The 15,063-nt window shown below is 52.7% G+C and carries 15 protein-coding genes; 7 read left to right on the forward strand and 8 right to left on the reverse strand.

Annotation, left to right across the window (positions count from 1 at the left end):
- Positions 1-2: 2 nt before the first annotated feature.
- The gene (locus tag DFO57_RS19305) at positions 3-974 is read right to left on the reverse strand and encodes an amino acid ABC transporter substrate-binding protein (protein ID WP_110015609.1); all 972 of its coding nucleotides are present in this window, start codon (positions 972-974) and stop codon (positions 3-5) included.
- Between the two features lie 118 nt (positions 975-1,092).
- On the opposite strand from DFO57_RS19305, the gene DFO57_RS19310 reads away from it, so the two are divergent.
- The gene (locus tag DFO57_RS19310) at positions 1,093-2,004 is read left to right on the forward strand and encodes a LysR family transcriptional regulator (RefSeq protein WP_013027653.1); all 912 of its coding nucleotides are present in this window, start codon (positions 1,093-1,095) and stop codon (positions 2,002-2,004) included.
- A 64-nt stretch (positions 2,005-2,068) separates the two neighbouring features.
- Here the strand turns inward: DFO57_RS19310 and DFO57_RS19315 are convergent, their stop codons facing one another.
- The 3 genes from DFO57_RS19315 to DFO57_RS19325 form a co-directional block, all read right to left on the reverse strand.
- The gene (locus DFO57_RS19315; RefSeq protein ID WP_110015610.1) at positions 2,069-3,400 is read right to left on the reverse strand and encodes an MFS transporter; all 1,332 of its coding nucleotides are present in this window, start codon (positions 3,398-3,400) and stop codon (positions 2,069-2,071) included.
- 277 nt (positions 3,401-3,677) lie between these two features.
- Complete coding sequence (gene yhjD / locus DFO57_RS19320) at positions 3,678-4,697, reverse strand: inner membrane protein YhjD (RefSeq protein ID WP_014594860.1); 1,020 nt, start codon at positions 4,695-4,697, stop codon at positions 3,678-3,680.
- 38 nt (positions 4,698-4,735) lie between these two features.
- On the reverse strand, positions 4,736-5,635 hold the full coding sequence (locus tag DFO57_RS19325) for a LysR family transcriptional regulator (RefSeq protein WP_013027650.1): 900 nt from the start codon (positions 5,633-5,635) through the stop codon (positions 4,736-4,738).
- 115 nt (positions 5,636-5,750) lie between these two features.
- On the opposite strand from DFO57_RS19325, the gene DFO57_RS19330 reads away from it, so the two are divergent.
- On the forward strand, positions 5,751-6,509 hold the full coding sequence (locus DFO57_RS19330; protein ID WP_042678003.1) for an SDR family NAD(P)-dependent oxidoreductase: 759 nt from the start codon (positions 5,751-5,753) through the stop codon (positions 6,507-6,509).
- A gap of 39 nt (positions 6,510-6,548) precedes the next feature.
- Here DFO57_RS19330 and DFO57_RS19335 read toward each other — a convergent pair whose 3' ends face one another.
- Complete coding sequence (locus DFO57_RS19335) at positions 6,549-7,397, reverse strand: PhzF family phenazine biosynthesis protein (RefSeq protein ID WP_014594858.1); 849 nt, start codon at positions 7,395-7,397, stop codon at positions 6,549-6,551.
- A gap of 105 nt (positions 7,398-7,502) precedes the next feature.
- On the opposite strand from DFO57_RS19335, the gene DFO57_RS19340 reads away from it, so the two are divergent.
- Positions 7,503-8,126: a glutathione S-transferase family protein gene (locus DFO57_RS19340; RefSeq protein ID WP_014604785.1), complete on the forward strand. Its 624-nt coding sequence runs from the start codon at positions 7,503-7,505 to the stop codon at positions 8,124-8,126.
- Here the strand turns inward: DFO57_RS19340 and DFO57_RS19345 are convergent.
- On the reverse strand, positions 8,093-9,583 hold the full coding sequence (locus tag DFO57_RS19345; protein WP_110015611.1) for a PLP-dependent aminotransferase family protein: 1,491 nt from the start codon (positions 9,581-9,583) through the stop codon (positions 8,093-8,095). The two genes, DFO57_RS19340 and DFO57_RS19345, sit on opposite strands and share 34 nt — an antisense overlap.
- 134 nt (positions 9,584-9,717) lie before the next feature.
- Between DFO57_RS19345 and DFO57_RS19350 the strand changes: the two genes are divergently transcribed.
- Complete coding sequence (locus DFO57_RS19350; protein WP_013027645.1) at positions 9,718-10,305, forward strand: LysE family translocator; 588 nt, start codon at positions 9,718-9,720, stop codon at positions 10,303-10,305.
- A 108-nt stretch (positions 10,306-10,413) separates the two neighbouring features.
- Here DFO57_RS19350 and mqo read toward each other — a convergent pair whose 3' ends face one another.
- Entirely contained in the window at positions 10,414-12,027 is a 1,614-nt protein-coding gene (mqo, locus tag DFO57_RS19355) for a malate dehydrogenase (quinone) (RefSeq protein WP_014594855.1), read from the reverse strand.
- Positions 12,028-12,649: 622 nt separating this feature from the next.
- Positions 12,650-12,892, reverse strand: coding sequence for a DUF1158 family protein (locus DFO57_RS19360; RefSeq protein WP_013027643.1), 243 nt, complete (start codon positions 12,890-12,892; stop codon positions 12,650-12,652).
- Positions 12,893-13,197: 305 nt separating this feature from the next.
- Here DFO57_RS19360 and mntP point away from each other — a divergent pair, with 305 nt between their 5' ends.
- From mntP to DFO57_RS19370, 3 genes are all read left to right on the forward strand, one after another.
- Positions 13,198-13,770, forward strand: a complete 573-nt coding sequence (gene mntP, locus DFO57_RS19365) for a manganese efflux pump MntP (protein ID WP_024472222.1) — start codon at positions 13,198-13,200, stop codon at positions 13,768-13,770.
- 109 nt (positions 13,771-13,879) lie between these two features.
- Complete coding sequence (gene azuC, locus DFO57_RS23115) at positions 13,880-13,957, forward strand: stress response protein AzuC (protein ID WP_112900613.1); 78 nt, start codon at positions 13,880-13,882, stop codon at positions 13,955-13,957.
- Positions 13,958-14,223: 266 nt separating this feature from the next.
- The gene (locus tag DFO57_RS19370) at positions 14,224-15,060 is read left to right on the forward strand and encodes a fumarylacetoacetate hydrolase family protein (protein WP_014604789.1); all 837 of its coding nucleotides are present in this window, start codon (positions 14,224-14,226) and stop codon (positions 15,058-15,060) included.
- The last annotated feature ends 3 nt before the right edge of the window (positions 15,061-15,063 follow it).

The raw sequence follows: 15,063 nt of genomic DNA on the forward strand, positions 1-15,063 counted from the left end.
AATCAAATAAAAAGAGGTGACCAGAGCATTCCGCCTTCCGCCCAAGGTTTATTGTCGCGGCGCTGTTGTTTTAATTCTGAGTTTTTACCCAGATTACGCTCAAAAATCTCACCATAGTTGCCAATTTTACGTATTATCTCTCTAATAAAATCAGGTTGTAGACCGAGTTGCGAACACAAATTCACATCGGGATAGAGAAACGTTTTTAAATAACCCTCAGGATTATCACTTTTTTCTAAAATGTTTTTTTGGGTAATACCCAGATTCTCAGCTTCAATCAGTGCGCGCATAACCCATTTTGTCGCAATATACCACTGTGAATCACTGGCGCTAACGGCGGGTGCCATTGCCTCAAGTGAAATGCGATCGTCCAGGATAAGATGTTGGCTGCTGTCTTTTAACTGGTGATGTTCACCCGCTAGCAGATAACCATCCAGACAGTAGATGTCACATTCTCCTGATTCGTAGGCTTGCCTCGCTTGCTGCGGAGAGTCAAATAGCAGAATCTCACAGGGCAGGTTAAGTTCATCAAAATAGCGAGTGAGGTTCTCTTCAGTTGTTGAGCCACGCATCGCAGCAATACGACGCTGACGAGTGAACCTGGCTTGTGGCGTTTCTTCAGTGAGGTTACTGCGCGGAGTCATCAGCACTTCCCCATCAAACAACATCGGATGTAGGAAATTAATGCCGTACTCCGCTTCGCGCTGAAAGGTCACGCTAGCGTTAAAGGTGCCAAGATCGATGACGCCATCACGTAGGGCCTGGAAGCGATCAGCCGATTGCAAAGGTATAAAATGGATTTTGCCGCCGTCTCCCAGCACGCTGATAGCCACAGCGCGTGCCAAATCAATATCAAATCCATTCCAGCTGTTGTTGAAGGGATCGCGCTGCGAAAGGCCTTTAAAACCTAAACTCACACCAACATTTAATACGTCATGTTGTTCAATGCGTTTGATTACTGCATGTTCAAACATAGCTAGCCTGTAATTAAAGTATTAAGAATAATAAGGTTTCACGGATGTAAACCTCTGTTGAACATCATACTGTTCAGTGCTAGCTTGGCTAGATAGTTGAGATGCAAAAGAGCTGTGCGTGAAGAACATAAATGAATTAACGGAAGTCTTGCCTGGATTGGTTTTGTTTGTTCAGGTGGTTGAAAGTGGTAGCTTTTCCTCAGCTGCCAGAGCGCTATCCATGACGCCGTCTTCAGTGAGTCGTATGATAGACAGGTTGGAAAAAAGGCTAAATGTTTTACTCTTTACCCGCTCGACGCGCGCGCTCGCTGTGACCGAGGCCGGACAGGAAATATATCACCAGGCTTTATCAGTTATCGCCGCAACTAAATCCCTGTTTTCTCAGGCAGACAGTTACAGCGATGTCCCTAAGGGGTTACTGCGTATTACTGCGCCGACAACGCTTGGGAAGATTTTACTGACGCCGTTCCTGCCTGGTTTTCTGCGACGCTATGCTGAAATCAATATTGAGCTCAATCTCACTGACCATCTGATTAACCTCACGCATGAGTCGTACGACCTGGCATTACGCGTCACGGATACACCACCCATCAATATGGTAGCGCGGGCATTAATGCCTGTTGACTATGTTTTAGTATGTGCAGAGCACTACGATCAAAGGCTGCCTGATATGCCGGGCGACCTCAAACAGCATAATATTTTCTTCCCTGACGACGCACAGTTTCGCGGTGAATGGCGTTTCTGGTTAAACGACACGATGGAGAGCGTTACACTTACGCCCCGGCTGATGATAAATAACAGTGATGCCATGATCGATGCGATATTGCAGGGTGTGGGTATTGCGTTAATCCCCACCTTTATTGCAAATGGTTATTTGCTCAACGGGCAGTTACGCCGCGTGTTACCAGACTGGCGGATTGAAAATACGCTCTCAATGACCACTTACGCCATTACCTTACCCAACCGTCTGTTACCACTAAAAACCCGTGTCTTTATCGACGATTTTATGGCCTGGCTTAAAGCGAAATAGCGTGATCGGAAACGATAAAAAACCCGGCCTGAGCCGGGTTGAGTGTCTTTAACGTTATCGGGTATCACACTTCATACAGCGTTTGATGCCGGGTTTCTTTGCAGGCAATCAGTGCAATCAGCGTCAGAAAAGCCATAGAAGCCAGGTACAATCCGACAGCATATAGGCCATAGTGCGCGTTCAGCCAGGTCGCAATATAGGGCGCAACCGACGCACCTAAAATCGACGACAGATTATAGGAGAAGGATGCGCCGGTATAACGCACTTCCGTCGGGAACAGCTCAGGCAGCAGCGCACCCATCGGGCCAAACGTCAGCCCCATAATGCTCAAGCCCAGCAGCAGGAACGCCATCACCAGCGCCTGAGAGCCGGATCCCAGCATGGCCGGAAACAGGAATGAAAAGCCAATAATCATCAGCGTAATGACGATCATGGTTTTACGGCGACCAAAGCGGTCAGCAAGCAGGCCCGCAATCGGCACCATCACGCCAAATCCAATCACCGCCATCATCAGCATCCACAGCATACTGTTACGGGATATCCCCAGTCCGGCTGGCGCGGCGGCGGTGCCGTAACTCATTGAGTAAACGGTCATGATATAAAACAGCGTATAGGTGGCAAGCATGATAAAGGTGCCAAGTATCGTTGCCGTCAGATGTTTGCTCAGGAGCGAGGCAATCGGCACACGTACCTGTTTCTTCTCTTTCTGTACTTTGGCGAATACCGGGCTTTCATGCAGCGATACGCGTACGTACAGACCAATCAAGACCAGTACGGCAGACAGAACAAAAGGGACGCGCCAGCCCCATTGCATAAATTGTTCATCGGTCAGCAGCCAGGAGAGCAGTAAAAAGGTGCCATTGGCAAAGAAAAAGCCAATAGGTGCGCCCAGCTGCGGGAAGGAGCCGTACAGCGCCCGCTTTTTGGCTGGTGCATTTTCCGTCGCCAGCAGGGCTGCGCCGCCCCACTCACCGCCCAGACCCAACCCCTGACCAAAACGCGCCAGCGCCAACAGCAGCGGAGCCAGAACGCCAATGCTCTGGTAGCTGGGCAATAAACCGATAACCACGGTCGAGATCCCCATCGTCAGCAGTGAGGCAACCAAGGTGGCTTTACGGCCTACGCGATCGCCAAAGTGACCAAACAGGGCAGAGCCGATGGGACGGGCGATGAACGCAATCGCAAAGGTGGCCAGCGACTGCAATGTCGCGACGGTCGCATCACCCTGAGGAAAGAAGATATGAGGGAAAACGATGACGGCTGCGGTGGCATAAATATAGAAATCGAAGAATTCGATAGCGGTGCCAACCAGCGAGGCGATAACCACTTTACTTCGTGAGTTTACTGGCGTGGGATCGTTTTGCTGATCGAGCGATTCTGAGATGGAGGCTTGCATAAATGTTTCTTATTTTTAATGACAGATAGGGAATCTTACGCACCTGTATAACGGCATTCAATGGCGGAAAGCCGCGTGGTTAGCGACGTTGCGCCGGCAAAAGTGGAAAATTTTTGTGATGTGTTAAATGCCGGAGAATGGCAGCGTTAAGTGACGCAAATATGGCGAGATACTCTAAGAAAGCGCTGAAGAAAAGTGACCCCTCAGTTATTCATCCTGTAAGTTGATGAATAAATAACCCGAGGGGGATATTTTACGCTGGTTTAACGCAGTATTGTCATTTGTGAGTGGTTAGCGCGCCTTTTTCCGGCATACGCGGATCGTCTTTGTATTTCGCGGTGGCAATCCATGCGGCGCAAAACAGCGTCAGACGAGCAAAGAAATAAAAGAAGGCCATTAATCCCAATACCGACCCAAATGCGGCACCTGAGGGCGAGGTGGCCAGTTTTGGTAAGGTCAGCGTCATGACAAACTTGATGATTTCGAAACCCACTGCCGCCAGCAGCGTACCGCGCAGCAGCGCCTTCTTACGGGGCTTATGGCGAGGCAAAATCCAGAAAATCCACAGGAACAACAAATAGTTTGCCATTACGGAAATCGAGGTGGCGATAATTGTCAGCGCAGGACGTAACCATTCGATGCCATCAAGACCTAACGCGCTCACGATCATCGCCTGGGCAGAGCCTGCGACAGAGGTTAACGACAGGGTAATAACCAGAGCCAGCATCAATCCTGTCAGCGATAAGAAGTCGCGAATATAGCGTTTCCAGATTTTCTCTTTATCGTCAGGCTGGCGTTCCCAGACGTCACGCGACTGAGCGCGAATCGCTTCCCGCAGGTTGCCCATCCAGTTCAGGCCCGAATATAGCGCCAACAGCAGACCCGTAATCCCCACGGTCGCGCGCTGTTGAATGGCCGTGTTGACGGTATTTTTCAAGGTCGTTGCCAGTGAGGGATCGCTGATGCTGCTGACGATTTTGTTGATGATATCGGTCAGCAGATCCTGATTCGATGCCAGCACAAAACCCACGGCGGCAAAGGACACCATTAAAATTGGAATTAATGATAAAAATGAAAAATAGGTAATGGCTGCGCCAAACTGGCTACCGAGACGATCGTTAAACCGGTCAAGCGCACGAATAAAATGGGCAACGGCGGGTATGGCCTGAAACCAGGTGGCAAAACGTGAAACCCGCACGATCGAACGATCGACAGACTTGTTGCCTGTTTTGATATCAATCAGTGGTTTGGGTGACTGTGCGTCTTTTGCGTTGTCCTGTTCGTCTGTCATAGACATTCACTTCCTGTTAAACGTAAAAAACACATTATAGCCTCTCAGGTGACATACTCCTGAAGCACCTGACTTAACCACTCCATAAATACCCGAACGCGACGGGCGACGTTACGGCGATGGGGATAAAGTAAATGAATCGGCATCGGTTTTGCCGGGAAGGCATGCAGCACCTCCACCAACTCACCGCTTTCCAGATATTTGTGAATCCCCACGGTCGGCACCTGGATAATGCCCAGCCCCGCGAGGCATGCCGCGCGATAGGTTTCGGTGCTGTTGACGGTGACAACGCCGCCGGTGTGCACATAGTGGCACTGCTTGCCATCGAAAAACTCAAAGCCCTGGGCAGGCTGGCCGAGCTGCTGACTGTAATGCACCATGGCATGCTGCGACAGCTCTTCAAGCCGAATCGGCCGGCCAAAACGTGAAAGATAGCCAGGGCTAGCGCAGTTAATTAAGGTGTGGGTGCCGATACGGCGGGCGATGAGGCCCGAATCCTTCAGCTCGCCAACGCGGATCACGCAGTCAAACCCTTCGCGGATAACGTCAACCTGGCGATCGTTGCTGCTGAGCTCGATTTCAACGCCGGGATAATGCTGCAAAAATTCTGGCAGGCGGGGCAGGATCAGATCGGTCGCCATCGCGGCGGACATATCCACCCGTAGCTTACCGCTTAAAGTGGCGGGATCGTGCTGGAACAGGCTATCCATATCACTAATCATCGACAGCAAATCCAGACAGCGGTCGTAATAAACTAAGCCATCCTGGGTAAGTTGCACCCGACGAGTGGTGCGGTGCAAAAGACGCGTTCCCATCTGATTTTCCAGCGCCTGAATTTGTCGCGAGACGCTTCCTTTTGGCAGCCCAAGACTTTCTGCTGCTGCCGTAAAACTGCCCATCTCTGCAACTCTGACGAAAACCTGCATTGCATGAATTTTATCCATATGGCCTGCCGATTGTTGTTGTAAGTGGAACAGTGCTGCTCGTTCTTAAGCGTTTATAGAACAATTATTAAAGAATATCCTCAACCTGTGTTCAATTTTGCAACAGGAAATCAACATGAATCGTAAAATCGTCTTGATCACGGGCGCTAATCGCGGTTTAGGCCGGAATGCAGCGGTAAAACTGGCGACTAAGGGCAGGGATATCATTCTGACCTACCGTAGTCATCAACATGAAGCGCAGGACGTGGTAAGGGAAATTGAAAGCGCAGGCGGCCGCGCAGTGGCGCTCCAGCTGGATGTCGGCGACCTGAGCCAGTTTGATCGTTTCATGTCTGAAGTGAAAAATGCACTGCAACAGCACTGGCAGCGTGAGACGTTTGATTATTTAGTGAACAATGCCGGCCATGGGCACTATAAACCTTTTATTGAGACCACCGAGGCTGAATTTGATGCGCTGATGAATGTGCATTTCAAGGGGCCTTACTTCCTGACTCAGACGCTATTGCCTGCGATAGCAGACGGCGGGCGCATTCTGAATATCTCCAGCGGATTAACCCGCCTGACGTACCCCGGTTCCGGAACCTATGCCTCAATGAAGGGCGCGATGGAAGTGCTGACGCGCTATCAGGCTAAAGAACTGGGCGAGCGGCGCATTCGCGTTAACATCCTGGCGCCGGGTGCCATTGAGACCGACTTTGGCGGCGGGCGCGTGCGCGATGATAAAACGGTCAATGACACTATCGCCGCATTAACCGCCCTGGGCCGGGTGGGCCTGCCAGACGATATCGGCGATGCCGTTTGCGCCATCCTCAGTGAGGAAACCAGCTGGATCACTGCGCAGCGTATCGAAGCATCGGGTGGTCAGGCGCTGTAATTTTAGGGCGGCTTTGCCGCCCTTGTGCCAGCTTCCGGGTTAGCGCCTGATGGTGCCCTCTATCACCGTCACGGTTTTCCCCCCGATCCAGATCGTATCGCCCTGATATTCCACCGTCACGCGTCCCTGTCGGTTTACCTGAGTACCCTGACGGACGCGATAATCCTGCGTTTTGCCCTGAGCGGCGAAGTAACGTGCCAGACAGGCATTGGCGCTGCCGGTGATCGGATCTTCGGTCAGGCTTCCATGCTCAATTATCAGGCCGCGAACCTCGTACTGTTCCGCTTCTCCTGCGGGCAGTGGGCCGAATGGCATAATGCCAGTGACGTTGGCGTGATGGACAAGCCGCTGTAAATCCGCAATATCAGGCTTAATTGCCAGGACCGCATCGGCACTGATCATCGGGATCAGCAGCCAGCGGATGCCCATATCGACCACCACGGCATCCTGCGCGGTATCGAGCGCATGGCTGTTGAGCGCCGCGCTGATAAGCGCATCATGAAACGGTGTTAAGGTGGCTTTTGGCGCGGCAAAGGCCAGCGTGCTGTCGTCGGCAATTTTTATCTTCACGTTGCCCACGCCGCATTCCTGAATTATTACCCCCGGCGTTTTTGTCTGGAAGCCCGCTTCCAGTAAAGCATGAGCGGTACCGAGTGTCGGATGGCCGGCAAAGGGCAGTTCGCCCTCTACGGTGAAGATACGCACGCGGTAGTCGGCCTGATTATCCTGCGGCGGCAGGACAAAGGTCGTTTCAGATAAGTTAGTCCAGCGTGCGATGGCCGCCATCTGGCTGTCGTCCAGACCTTGTGCATCCATGATGACGGCCAGGGGATTGCCGTTAAACGCGGCCGAAGTAAATACATCTACTTGTTTAAACGCAACGTGCATTTTGACTCCTTGTGAATGAGGTAAAGATGTTTTTTCTTGCTCCGGCAATTGCTTATGTCAGTTAACAGGGCTATGAATAAGTTAAGCAACTGGATGGAGCCTGCTATGTTAAAAATTCTTGGACGCGCCTCCTCAATCAACGTGCGCAAAGTACTTTGGCTGTGTGACGAACTGGACCTGCTCTACGAACGTGAAGAGTGGGGAGAAGGGTACAAATCCACGCACTCTCCTGAATTTATCGCGCTTAATCCTAACGCCATGATCCCGGTGCTGATTGATGAAGACCTGACGATGTGGGAGTCCAACGCCATTCTACGCTATCTGGCCACCGCCTACGGTGGCGACTGGCTCTATCCCGACAATCCGCGTGCGCGTGCGCCGGTGGATCAGTGGATGGACTGGCAGTCGACGGAACTTAACACCTCATGGCGCTATGCGTTTATGTCACTGGTGCGTAATTCGCCCGCTCATCAGGACCCAAGACTGTTGGCCGCCGCCTGTAAAGGCTGGTCCCACACCATGGGCATCCTCAATCAGCAGCTGGAACATACCGGTCGCTACGTTGCCGGGCGTAACTTCAGTCTGGCGGACATCCCTATTGGGCTGGCCGTTAACCGCTGGTTTGAAACGCCGCTTGACCATCCTGATTTACCGGCCGTGCGGACCTACTACGAACGCCTCACTGAACGGCATGGCTATACCATTTGGGGACGTAATGGCACGCCCTGATCCCGGCCCGGTGGCAGGCCAGCGAGTTCGCAGGCAACCGCCCCCGCGCGGATGATGGCGCGAACATAGCGCTGATCAAACGGATAGCAGCATGAGAGGCGCAATGCATGGTTATAGCGCTCGCTCAGCGAATACAGTGCACCTGGCGTGACACAAATCTGCTCTTTCAACAGACGGGTAAACATCTCTGTGGTATTCACATTGCCGGGCAGTTCGACCCAAAAAACGAAGCCGCCGCGCGGTAACGTAGCCCGGGTACCCTGAGGAAAATGCTGCGCAATCAAACCGCGCGCTTCATCCAGATTGCTGGCATAGCTACGGCGCAGGCTGCGCAGATGGTGGTCGTAACCTCCGTTGGCAAGAAATTCTGCCAGGGTTTCAGACAGCAGGGCCGATTCCGCCATGGATGACACGGCTTTAAGGCGTGCAATGGCATCATGAAAGCGGCCGGCTGCAATCCAGCCGATGCGAAAATCGGGCGCAACGGTTTTCGTGAAACTGGTGCAGTAGAGCACCCAGCCATGCTGATCGAATGACTTAACCGTAGGAGACAGCGGCCAGTCAAACTGCAACTCATCGTAAAGCCCGTCCTCGATCAAAGGAACGTTGTAAGTGTTCACTAACTTTGCGAGCCTTTTCTTGTCGGGCAACGACATTCCAAAGCCCAGCGGGTTCTGCGCAGAGGGCATGGCAACCAGCGCCTGAATACGCCTTTCCTGGAGCAGCATCTCAAGTGCATCCAGCGACAGGCCGCGCTGAGGATCGGTAGGAATCTCCAGTGCCTTCAGGCCCAGCGATGCCAGCAGGGGAAACAGGAAGAAATAGGTGGGGGATTCCAGACCGACACAATCACCCGGCCGGGTCACCGCCCTGAGTGCCAGCTGAAGTGCCTCCATGCAGCCATGGGTAAGGGTGATCTCATCGGCGGCGAGCGACTGGCCACTATGCAAGGCACGTCGCGCAATCTCCTCCCGTAAGCGCTCACTACCCGGCGGAAGCGCGTAGCGACCAATAAGTTGTGGATCGCGACGTAGCAGAGAGGCCGTAATGCGCGCCAGTCTGGCTGACGGAAACAGGTCACTGTCCTGCGGACAGGCCAGCGAAATATTGGTGTAATCCGGATGATTTTGTGCGGCGAAAACCTTATCAATCAAGTCCAGCTTCTCGTTGCCTGGATCGCGAACCACCCGGGCAGAGTGCTGGGCATCTCGCGTCACCACCGGCAGCACGCCGCGCACGTAGTAGCCCGATTGCGGGCGCGCCTCAATCAGACCGCGATTCTCCAGCAGCTGCCAGGCATTCAGCACGGTGTTCACGCTGACCTGATGTGACTGAGCAACGCGCCGGATGGCGGGTAAGCGCTTGCCCGGTTTTAGCGTGCCCTTGTGAATGGCCTCGGCAAAGCTGTCGGCCAGTTGCTGATAAAGCCTGTGCTCGGACTGAGTTTCAGGGGACACAATTGCCTCCGCAGGTAACAGGTACAGTTGGAATCAGTTTTGATTGTACCCATCAAAATAGCGATTTCTTGTCTCTGTTACCATAGCTTTTCTGATCGTAGCATGGTGTTCTCTCTTTCATCAGGAACGCCACTATGCTCGATCCTTCCTTCTTTAGTTATGTCACCGTGATGTCGATTACGCCGGGGCCAAATAATCTGTTGCTCGCCACTTCCGGTGTTAACTTTGGTATGCGCCGGACGTTACCGATGGTGTTTGGCATTTTGATTGGCTGTGCGCTACAAACCGCCATTGCGGGGCTGGCGCTGGAAGTCCTGCTGCACTGGATGGCATCTGTGCGTCTGCCGCTGACGCTGGTGGGATGTGGTTATTTGTTATGGCTGTCATGGAAAATATTTCGGGCGAATGCACCCGAAGCGCGTGCAAAGCCGCAGCCCATGACCCTGGTGGGTGGGGCCTGTTTTCAGGCTATCAATCCAAAAGCTTGGTTAATGGCCAGCAACGTGGCACTGCTCTACAGCGCCAGCAGTGGCGTGCTGACCGTGATGGGGGCTTTTATGTTGCTCAATCTGCCGTGCATTTTATTATGGGCTGCACTGGGTGACCGCCTGCGCGGTCACCTGCAAATCAACTGGAAACGCCAGCTGTTTAACAGCCTGATGGCGCTGTCGCTGGTGGCGACCACGATCTGGATGCTGGTCGATGCCTTCAGGCTTCTCTAGTCCGGTGGGCCTGACGCGGTCGTCAAGAGCGACGTTTCGTTCTGGATTTCCGACACATCATCGCCACGAATGCGCCCGTAGCGATGATGTTTTGCGAGCTGCCGTGGGTTATTTGCCTATGACATAGGCGGTTTCACGGCCTTCATCGTTGGCAGCCACTGGCGTAACCGGCGTGTATTTGAGCTGCAGGATGCGGCTGGTTTCTGCCAGTACTTTTTCAGTCAGCGCCACATCGCCATTCAGCTTACGGCCCCAGGACGGTACCACGGCACGGATTTTATTTTGCCACTCCGGCGACGCCATCTGCTCCGGATAGACCTTATGCAGCAGCTCCAGCATAATCGGCGCGGCGGTCGAGGCACCTGGCGAGGCACCCAGCAACGCAGAGACAGAGCCGTCTTCGGACGACACCACTTCCGTGCCTAAACGCAGCACTGCGCCTTCTTTCTCATCTTTCTTGATGATTTGCACGCGCTGCCCGGCCGTCACCAGGCGCCAGTCTTCCTGTTTTGCCTGTGGCACATAAGCACGCAGTGCATCCATACGATCGCGGTCACTTTGCAGCACCTGATCCATCAGGTATTTCACCAGATCAAAGCTTTTCAGTCCGACCTTGATCATGGGCATTACGTTGGTGCTGTTGAGTGAGGCGAACATATCCAGCAGCGAGCCCTGCTTCAGGAATTTGGTCGAGAAGGTCGCAAAGGGACCAAACAGCAGCACCTGCTTGCCGTTCAGCACACGCGTATCGACATGGGGCACGGACATCGGTGGCGCGCCCACGCTGGCTTTGCCATAGACTTTCGCCATGTGCTGTTTCACGACGTCTGGATTCTCGGTGACCAGAAAGGAACCGCCAACCGGGAAGCCCGCATAGCCGTTGGCTTCCGGAATGCCGGCTTTCTGCAGCAGCGGCAGCGCCGCACCGCCCGCGCCAATAAAGATCTTTCCAGCCGTCAACGTGCGGCGTGTACCCTCTTTCATGCAGACGAGCGTCACCTGCCAGCGGCCATCATTAAGGCGGGTAATCTCGCGCACTTCCTGATGCATCCGTAAACGGAAGTTGGCTTTTTGCTCCAGTGAAGCAATCAGCTGGCGCGTCACTTCACCGAAATCGACGTCGGTGCCCATGTCTGTCCAGGTTGCTGCCACTTTCTGATTCGACGCACGGCCTTTCATGACCAGCGGAATCCACTGTGCGATTTGTTGCGGATCTTCAGAGTAAGCCATGCCGCGGAACAGCGTGCTTTTCTGTAAGGCAGTAAAGCGCTTGCGCAGGAACGCGACATTATCATCGCCCCAGACAAAGCTCATGTGCGGAGTACTGTGAATAAAGCTTTTCGGCGTATGCAGGTTGCCTTTCTGAACGTGATAAGCCCAGAACTGGCGAGAAATTTGGAATGACTCGTTAATCGCAACGGCTTTGGCGATATCGATACTGCCATCGGCTCGCTGAGGCGTATAGTTCAACTCGGCCAGCGCCGCATGGCCTGTACCCGCGTTGTTCCAGCCATTTGAAGACTCTTCCGCTACGTGTCCCAGCCGCTCCACCATTTCGATGGACCAGTCAGGTTCCAGATCCTGAAGCCAGGTTCCTAACGTAGCACTCATGACGCCTGCGCCAATAAGCAGTACATCAACGTCTTTACGCTCCTGCGCCCTGGTGGTGTCCTTTCCGCTAACACTCATCATGAGCGCAAGATTTACAGCTGATTTGCACATGAGGCGACATCTCCTCTTCTGTTGACCTGAAGCTCAACAGCGTTGCAGGCGAAATAGTCACGCTTCTGATGAGCGCGTTGCGCTATTTCCGGGTTAAGACTCAGGTATGGGTTAAAGCGACGATAACGAGTTAACTCAACGTTATGCTTTGTTGCCCAAATATAACATTCTCGTATCGGATTTAAACATTTGTTTATTTTTTAAATGCAGAAATGATTCAGCATAAGAAATAATCATAATGCCTGGCTGGGTATAAGGGGGATTTTTCTTTTAACTCAGTGAGTTAAGTTAAAATGGATGTTGCGAGATTGCCTCTTTATGGTGCAGGGTGAAAATGTCACCCAAGGGAAGGAATAATTTAAACTTATGAAAAATGGCGTTTATTTAATTTTATTCTTTGAGGTGAATTTTTAATCGTTGGTGTATCTGGCCCATTTGTGTAAAACAAATGTTACATTTTTGTGACCTCAGGAGTGACCCCATGCAGGATGCCAGCACGGTTGCGACGCCTCAGGAAATACGCGTGACAGCGCAATTTTAAGATTTTCTTCAGAACAGAAAACCGGCCAGGGCCAACCGCCCGGCAGCCCTGTATCCAGGCCGCTTTTGCAGGACAGCGTTGTCACACCTTGAACCAGCGACGCCAGACAAAGCGGATAACAAAAAACTCCAGCGCGCCCAGCACCAGGAACCACAGGCAGAACACCAGGGTGTACAGCTGGCTCAGATCCTGTAAATGAAACAGCTGCTGCAAATGCTGCGCCACCGTCAGGCTAAAAGCCGGTGCGGGTAGCAGCAGGGCAGACAGAAAGCCCAGCAGTAAAATGCCACCGGGAAGGATTAAGGACTCGAAAGGGTTATTCATGAGCAGTGTTCTCTGTTTATCAGCCGGACATTTTCCGGTATTCCGTGCAGAGGTTCAATCATGCTCTGCCGCTACCTGTCATTCCCGGAGGAAAGCTGTCGAGAAAAGGCTTAAATGACATTAACTTAGCGGCATTCATAGCGACTGTTATGAGTTATAGCCTTTGCTATACTTAAATCCCTGATTTTATTGTCTTTTTATATCGATTATCGCGTGATAGACTGCGCGCACTTTTTAAATAACCGAGCAAATTGTGTGATGGATTTAGCATGAAGCCGTGCTTTTTCATCCCAAGTGAACGAATCATGACCTTTATTGCCACGCTTATTCTTGCTTTTGGAATGTCAATGGACGCGTTTGCCGCCGCACTGGGCAAAGGTGCAACCTTGCATCGTCCTGGCCTGAAGGAAGCCGTGCGGACCGGTCTGATTTTCGGTTGTATCGAAGCCCTGACGCCGCTTATCGGTTGGGCGCTGGGCCTGGCAGCCAGCCAGTACGTAGCGGCATGGGATCACTGGATTGCCTTTTTCCTGCTGGCCTTTCTTGGCGCGCGTATGATGATGGAAGGCTTCCGCAAAACAGCCACAGAGCCTTGTGAAGCACCGCAGAGTCACGGCTTCATGGTACTGGCCACCACGGCGGTCGCAACCAGTCTTGATGCCCTGGCCGTCGGGGTTGGACTGGCGTTCCTGCAGGTCAATATCGTGACCACGGCCCTGACTATCGGTGCTGCAACCACCGTAATGGCCACCACCGGCGTGCTGATTGGGCGTTTTATCGGACCGGTGTTGGGCAAATGGGCTGAAGTGCTGGGCGGCCTCGTCCTGATTGCTATTGGGTCAACCATTCTTGCAGAGCACCTGGCCCTGTTTCAGTAACGCAGTTAAAAGTGAATTTTGTGATCTGGTTCAAAATTTATTGATGCTTTAAACAGCAGGCGCTATACTTTTGCTGTAGATATTCAACAAATTTTTAACCGGATGATGTATGAAACGTTTTTTTAAGTACGTGTTCCACGCTTATGTCGAAACCTTTAAACACGTACCGCCAGGCGCGCTGAACTAAGCGCCCACCGAATACCCTCGATAGTCGCGGTCAGGGATTGACCGGTGATTATCACCTCGTTATCTCGCCCCCCTTTTGATTGTCCCCTGTCATAACGACAACCTTATCTGCGTGACCTTCCTGACATCCTCCTGTTGACACAACGTGATACATCTGGACATCCGATGTGCCAAACGAGGTACGATTTTCATCGCTATTTTTGCTACTCTGCGCGCCAATTTCTTGTAAAACATGCGGTTATAACCCGTAATCATCATGAGGCGGTCATGCAGCTATGCAGTTTTTACCTTCCTGAACAGGGGAAGAAAAGCTTTGGTATCGTTAAGGCTCAAGGCGTAGTGGATGTCGGTATGCGCCTGGGAAAAGCCTGCCCGGATTTAAAAACCTTCCTGACGCGCTCGTCACTGGCCGACCTGACTGCTTTTGAGGCGATGCCCGCCGATCATGTTTGGTCAACTGTGCAGTTTCTGCCCGTCATCGAGCAGCCTGGTAAAGTGTTTTGCGTGGGCATGAACTATGCCGATAAACGCCAGGAATTCGCCGCCACGCTGGATGCCCCCACGTTATTTGTACGCTTTGCTGACTCCCTGGTCGGCCATGAGCAACCGTTGCAAAAACCCACCACCACCCAGGAGTTTGATTACGAGGGGGAACTGGCGGTGATCATCGGCCAGCCTGCGCATCAGGTTAAGGCGGAAGAGGCGCTGAGCGCGGTGGCAGGATACAGCTGCTTTATGGATGCGACGGTGCGCGACATGCAGTTTACCTGGTTTACCGCAGGGAAAAACTGGCCGCAAACCGGAGGCTTCGGGCCCTGGATGACTACCGCCGACGAGATCCCTGATCCGCAGCAGTTGACCATTAAAACGGTGCTGAACGGTCAGGAAGTACAAAACGATACCACCGGCAGCATGGTGCATCCGGTAGCCAACATTATTGAATACGTTTCCGCCTTTAGCCCGCTGTCGCCAGGCGATGTGATTATCACGGGTTCACCGGGTGGCGTGGGTAAAAAACGCACGCCGCCGCTGTTCATGTTCAGTGGCGATGTGGTTGAGGTTGAGATCGAAAAAATCGGCCGCCTGCGCCATACCATTGCCTGACCC

The sequence above is a fragment of the Pantoea sp. AG702 genome, from assembly GCF_003182295.1.
GTDB lineage: Bacteria > Pseudomonadota > Gammaproteobacteria > Enterobacterales > Enterobacteriaceae > Pantoea > Pantoea ananatis.

Excerpts from the sequence above, each read along its gene's own strand:
- DFO57_RS19340 (WP_014604785.1), top strand. The coding sequence starts at position 7,503 with ATGTTAAAAATTCTTGGACGCGCCTCCTCAATCAACGTGCGCAAAGTA.
- DFO57_RS19360 (WP_013027643.1), bottom strand. The coding sequence starts at position 12,892 with ATGAATAACCCTTTCGAGTCCTTAATCCTTCCCGGTGGCATTTTACTG.
- DFO57_RS19370 (WP_014604789.1), top strand. The coding sequence starts at position 14,224 with ATGCAGCTATGCAGTTTTTACCTTCCTGAACAGGGGAAGAAAAGCTTT.
- yhjD (WP_014594860.1), bottom strand. The coding sequence starts at position 4,697 with ATGTCTATGACAGACGAACAGGACAACGCAAAAGACGCACAGTCACCC.
- DFO57_RS19325 (WP_013027650.1), bottom strand. The coding sequence starts at position 5,635 with ATGGATAAAATTCATGCAATGCAGGTTTTCGTCAGAGTTGCAGAGATG.
- mqo (WP_014594855.1), bottom strand. The coding sequence starts at position 12,027 with ATGTGCAAATCAGCTGTAAATCTTGCGCTCATGATGAGTGTTAGCGGA.
- DFO57_RS19350 (WP_013027645.1), top strand. The coding sequence starts at position 9,718 with ATGCTCGATCCTTCCTTCTTTAGTTATGTCACCGTGATGTCGATTACG.
- azuC (WP_112900613.1), top strand. The coding sequence starts at position 13,880 with ATGAAACGTTTTTTTAAGTACGTGTTCCACGCTTATGTCGAAACCTTT.
- DFO57_RS19315 (WP_110015610.1), bottom strand. The coding sequence starts at position 3,400 with ATGCAAGCCTCCATCTCAGAATCGCTCGATCAGCAAAACGATCCCACG.
- mntP (WP_024472222.1), top strand. The coding sequence starts at position 13,198 with ATGACCTTTATTGCCACGCTTATTCTTGCTTTTGGAATGTCAATGGAC.
- DFO57_RS19335 (WP_014594858.1), bottom strand. The coding sequence starts at position 7,397 with ATGCACGTTGCGTTTAAACAAGTAGATGTATTTACTTCGGCCGCGTTT.
- DFO57_RS19305 (WP_110015609.1), bottom strand. The coding sequence starts at position 974 with ATGTTTGAACATGCAGTAATCAAACGCATTGAACAACATGACGTATTA.
- DFO57_RS19330 (WP_042678003.1), top strand. The coding sequence starts at position 5,751 with ATGAATCGTAAAATCGTCTTGATCACGGGCGCTAATCGCGGTTTAGGC.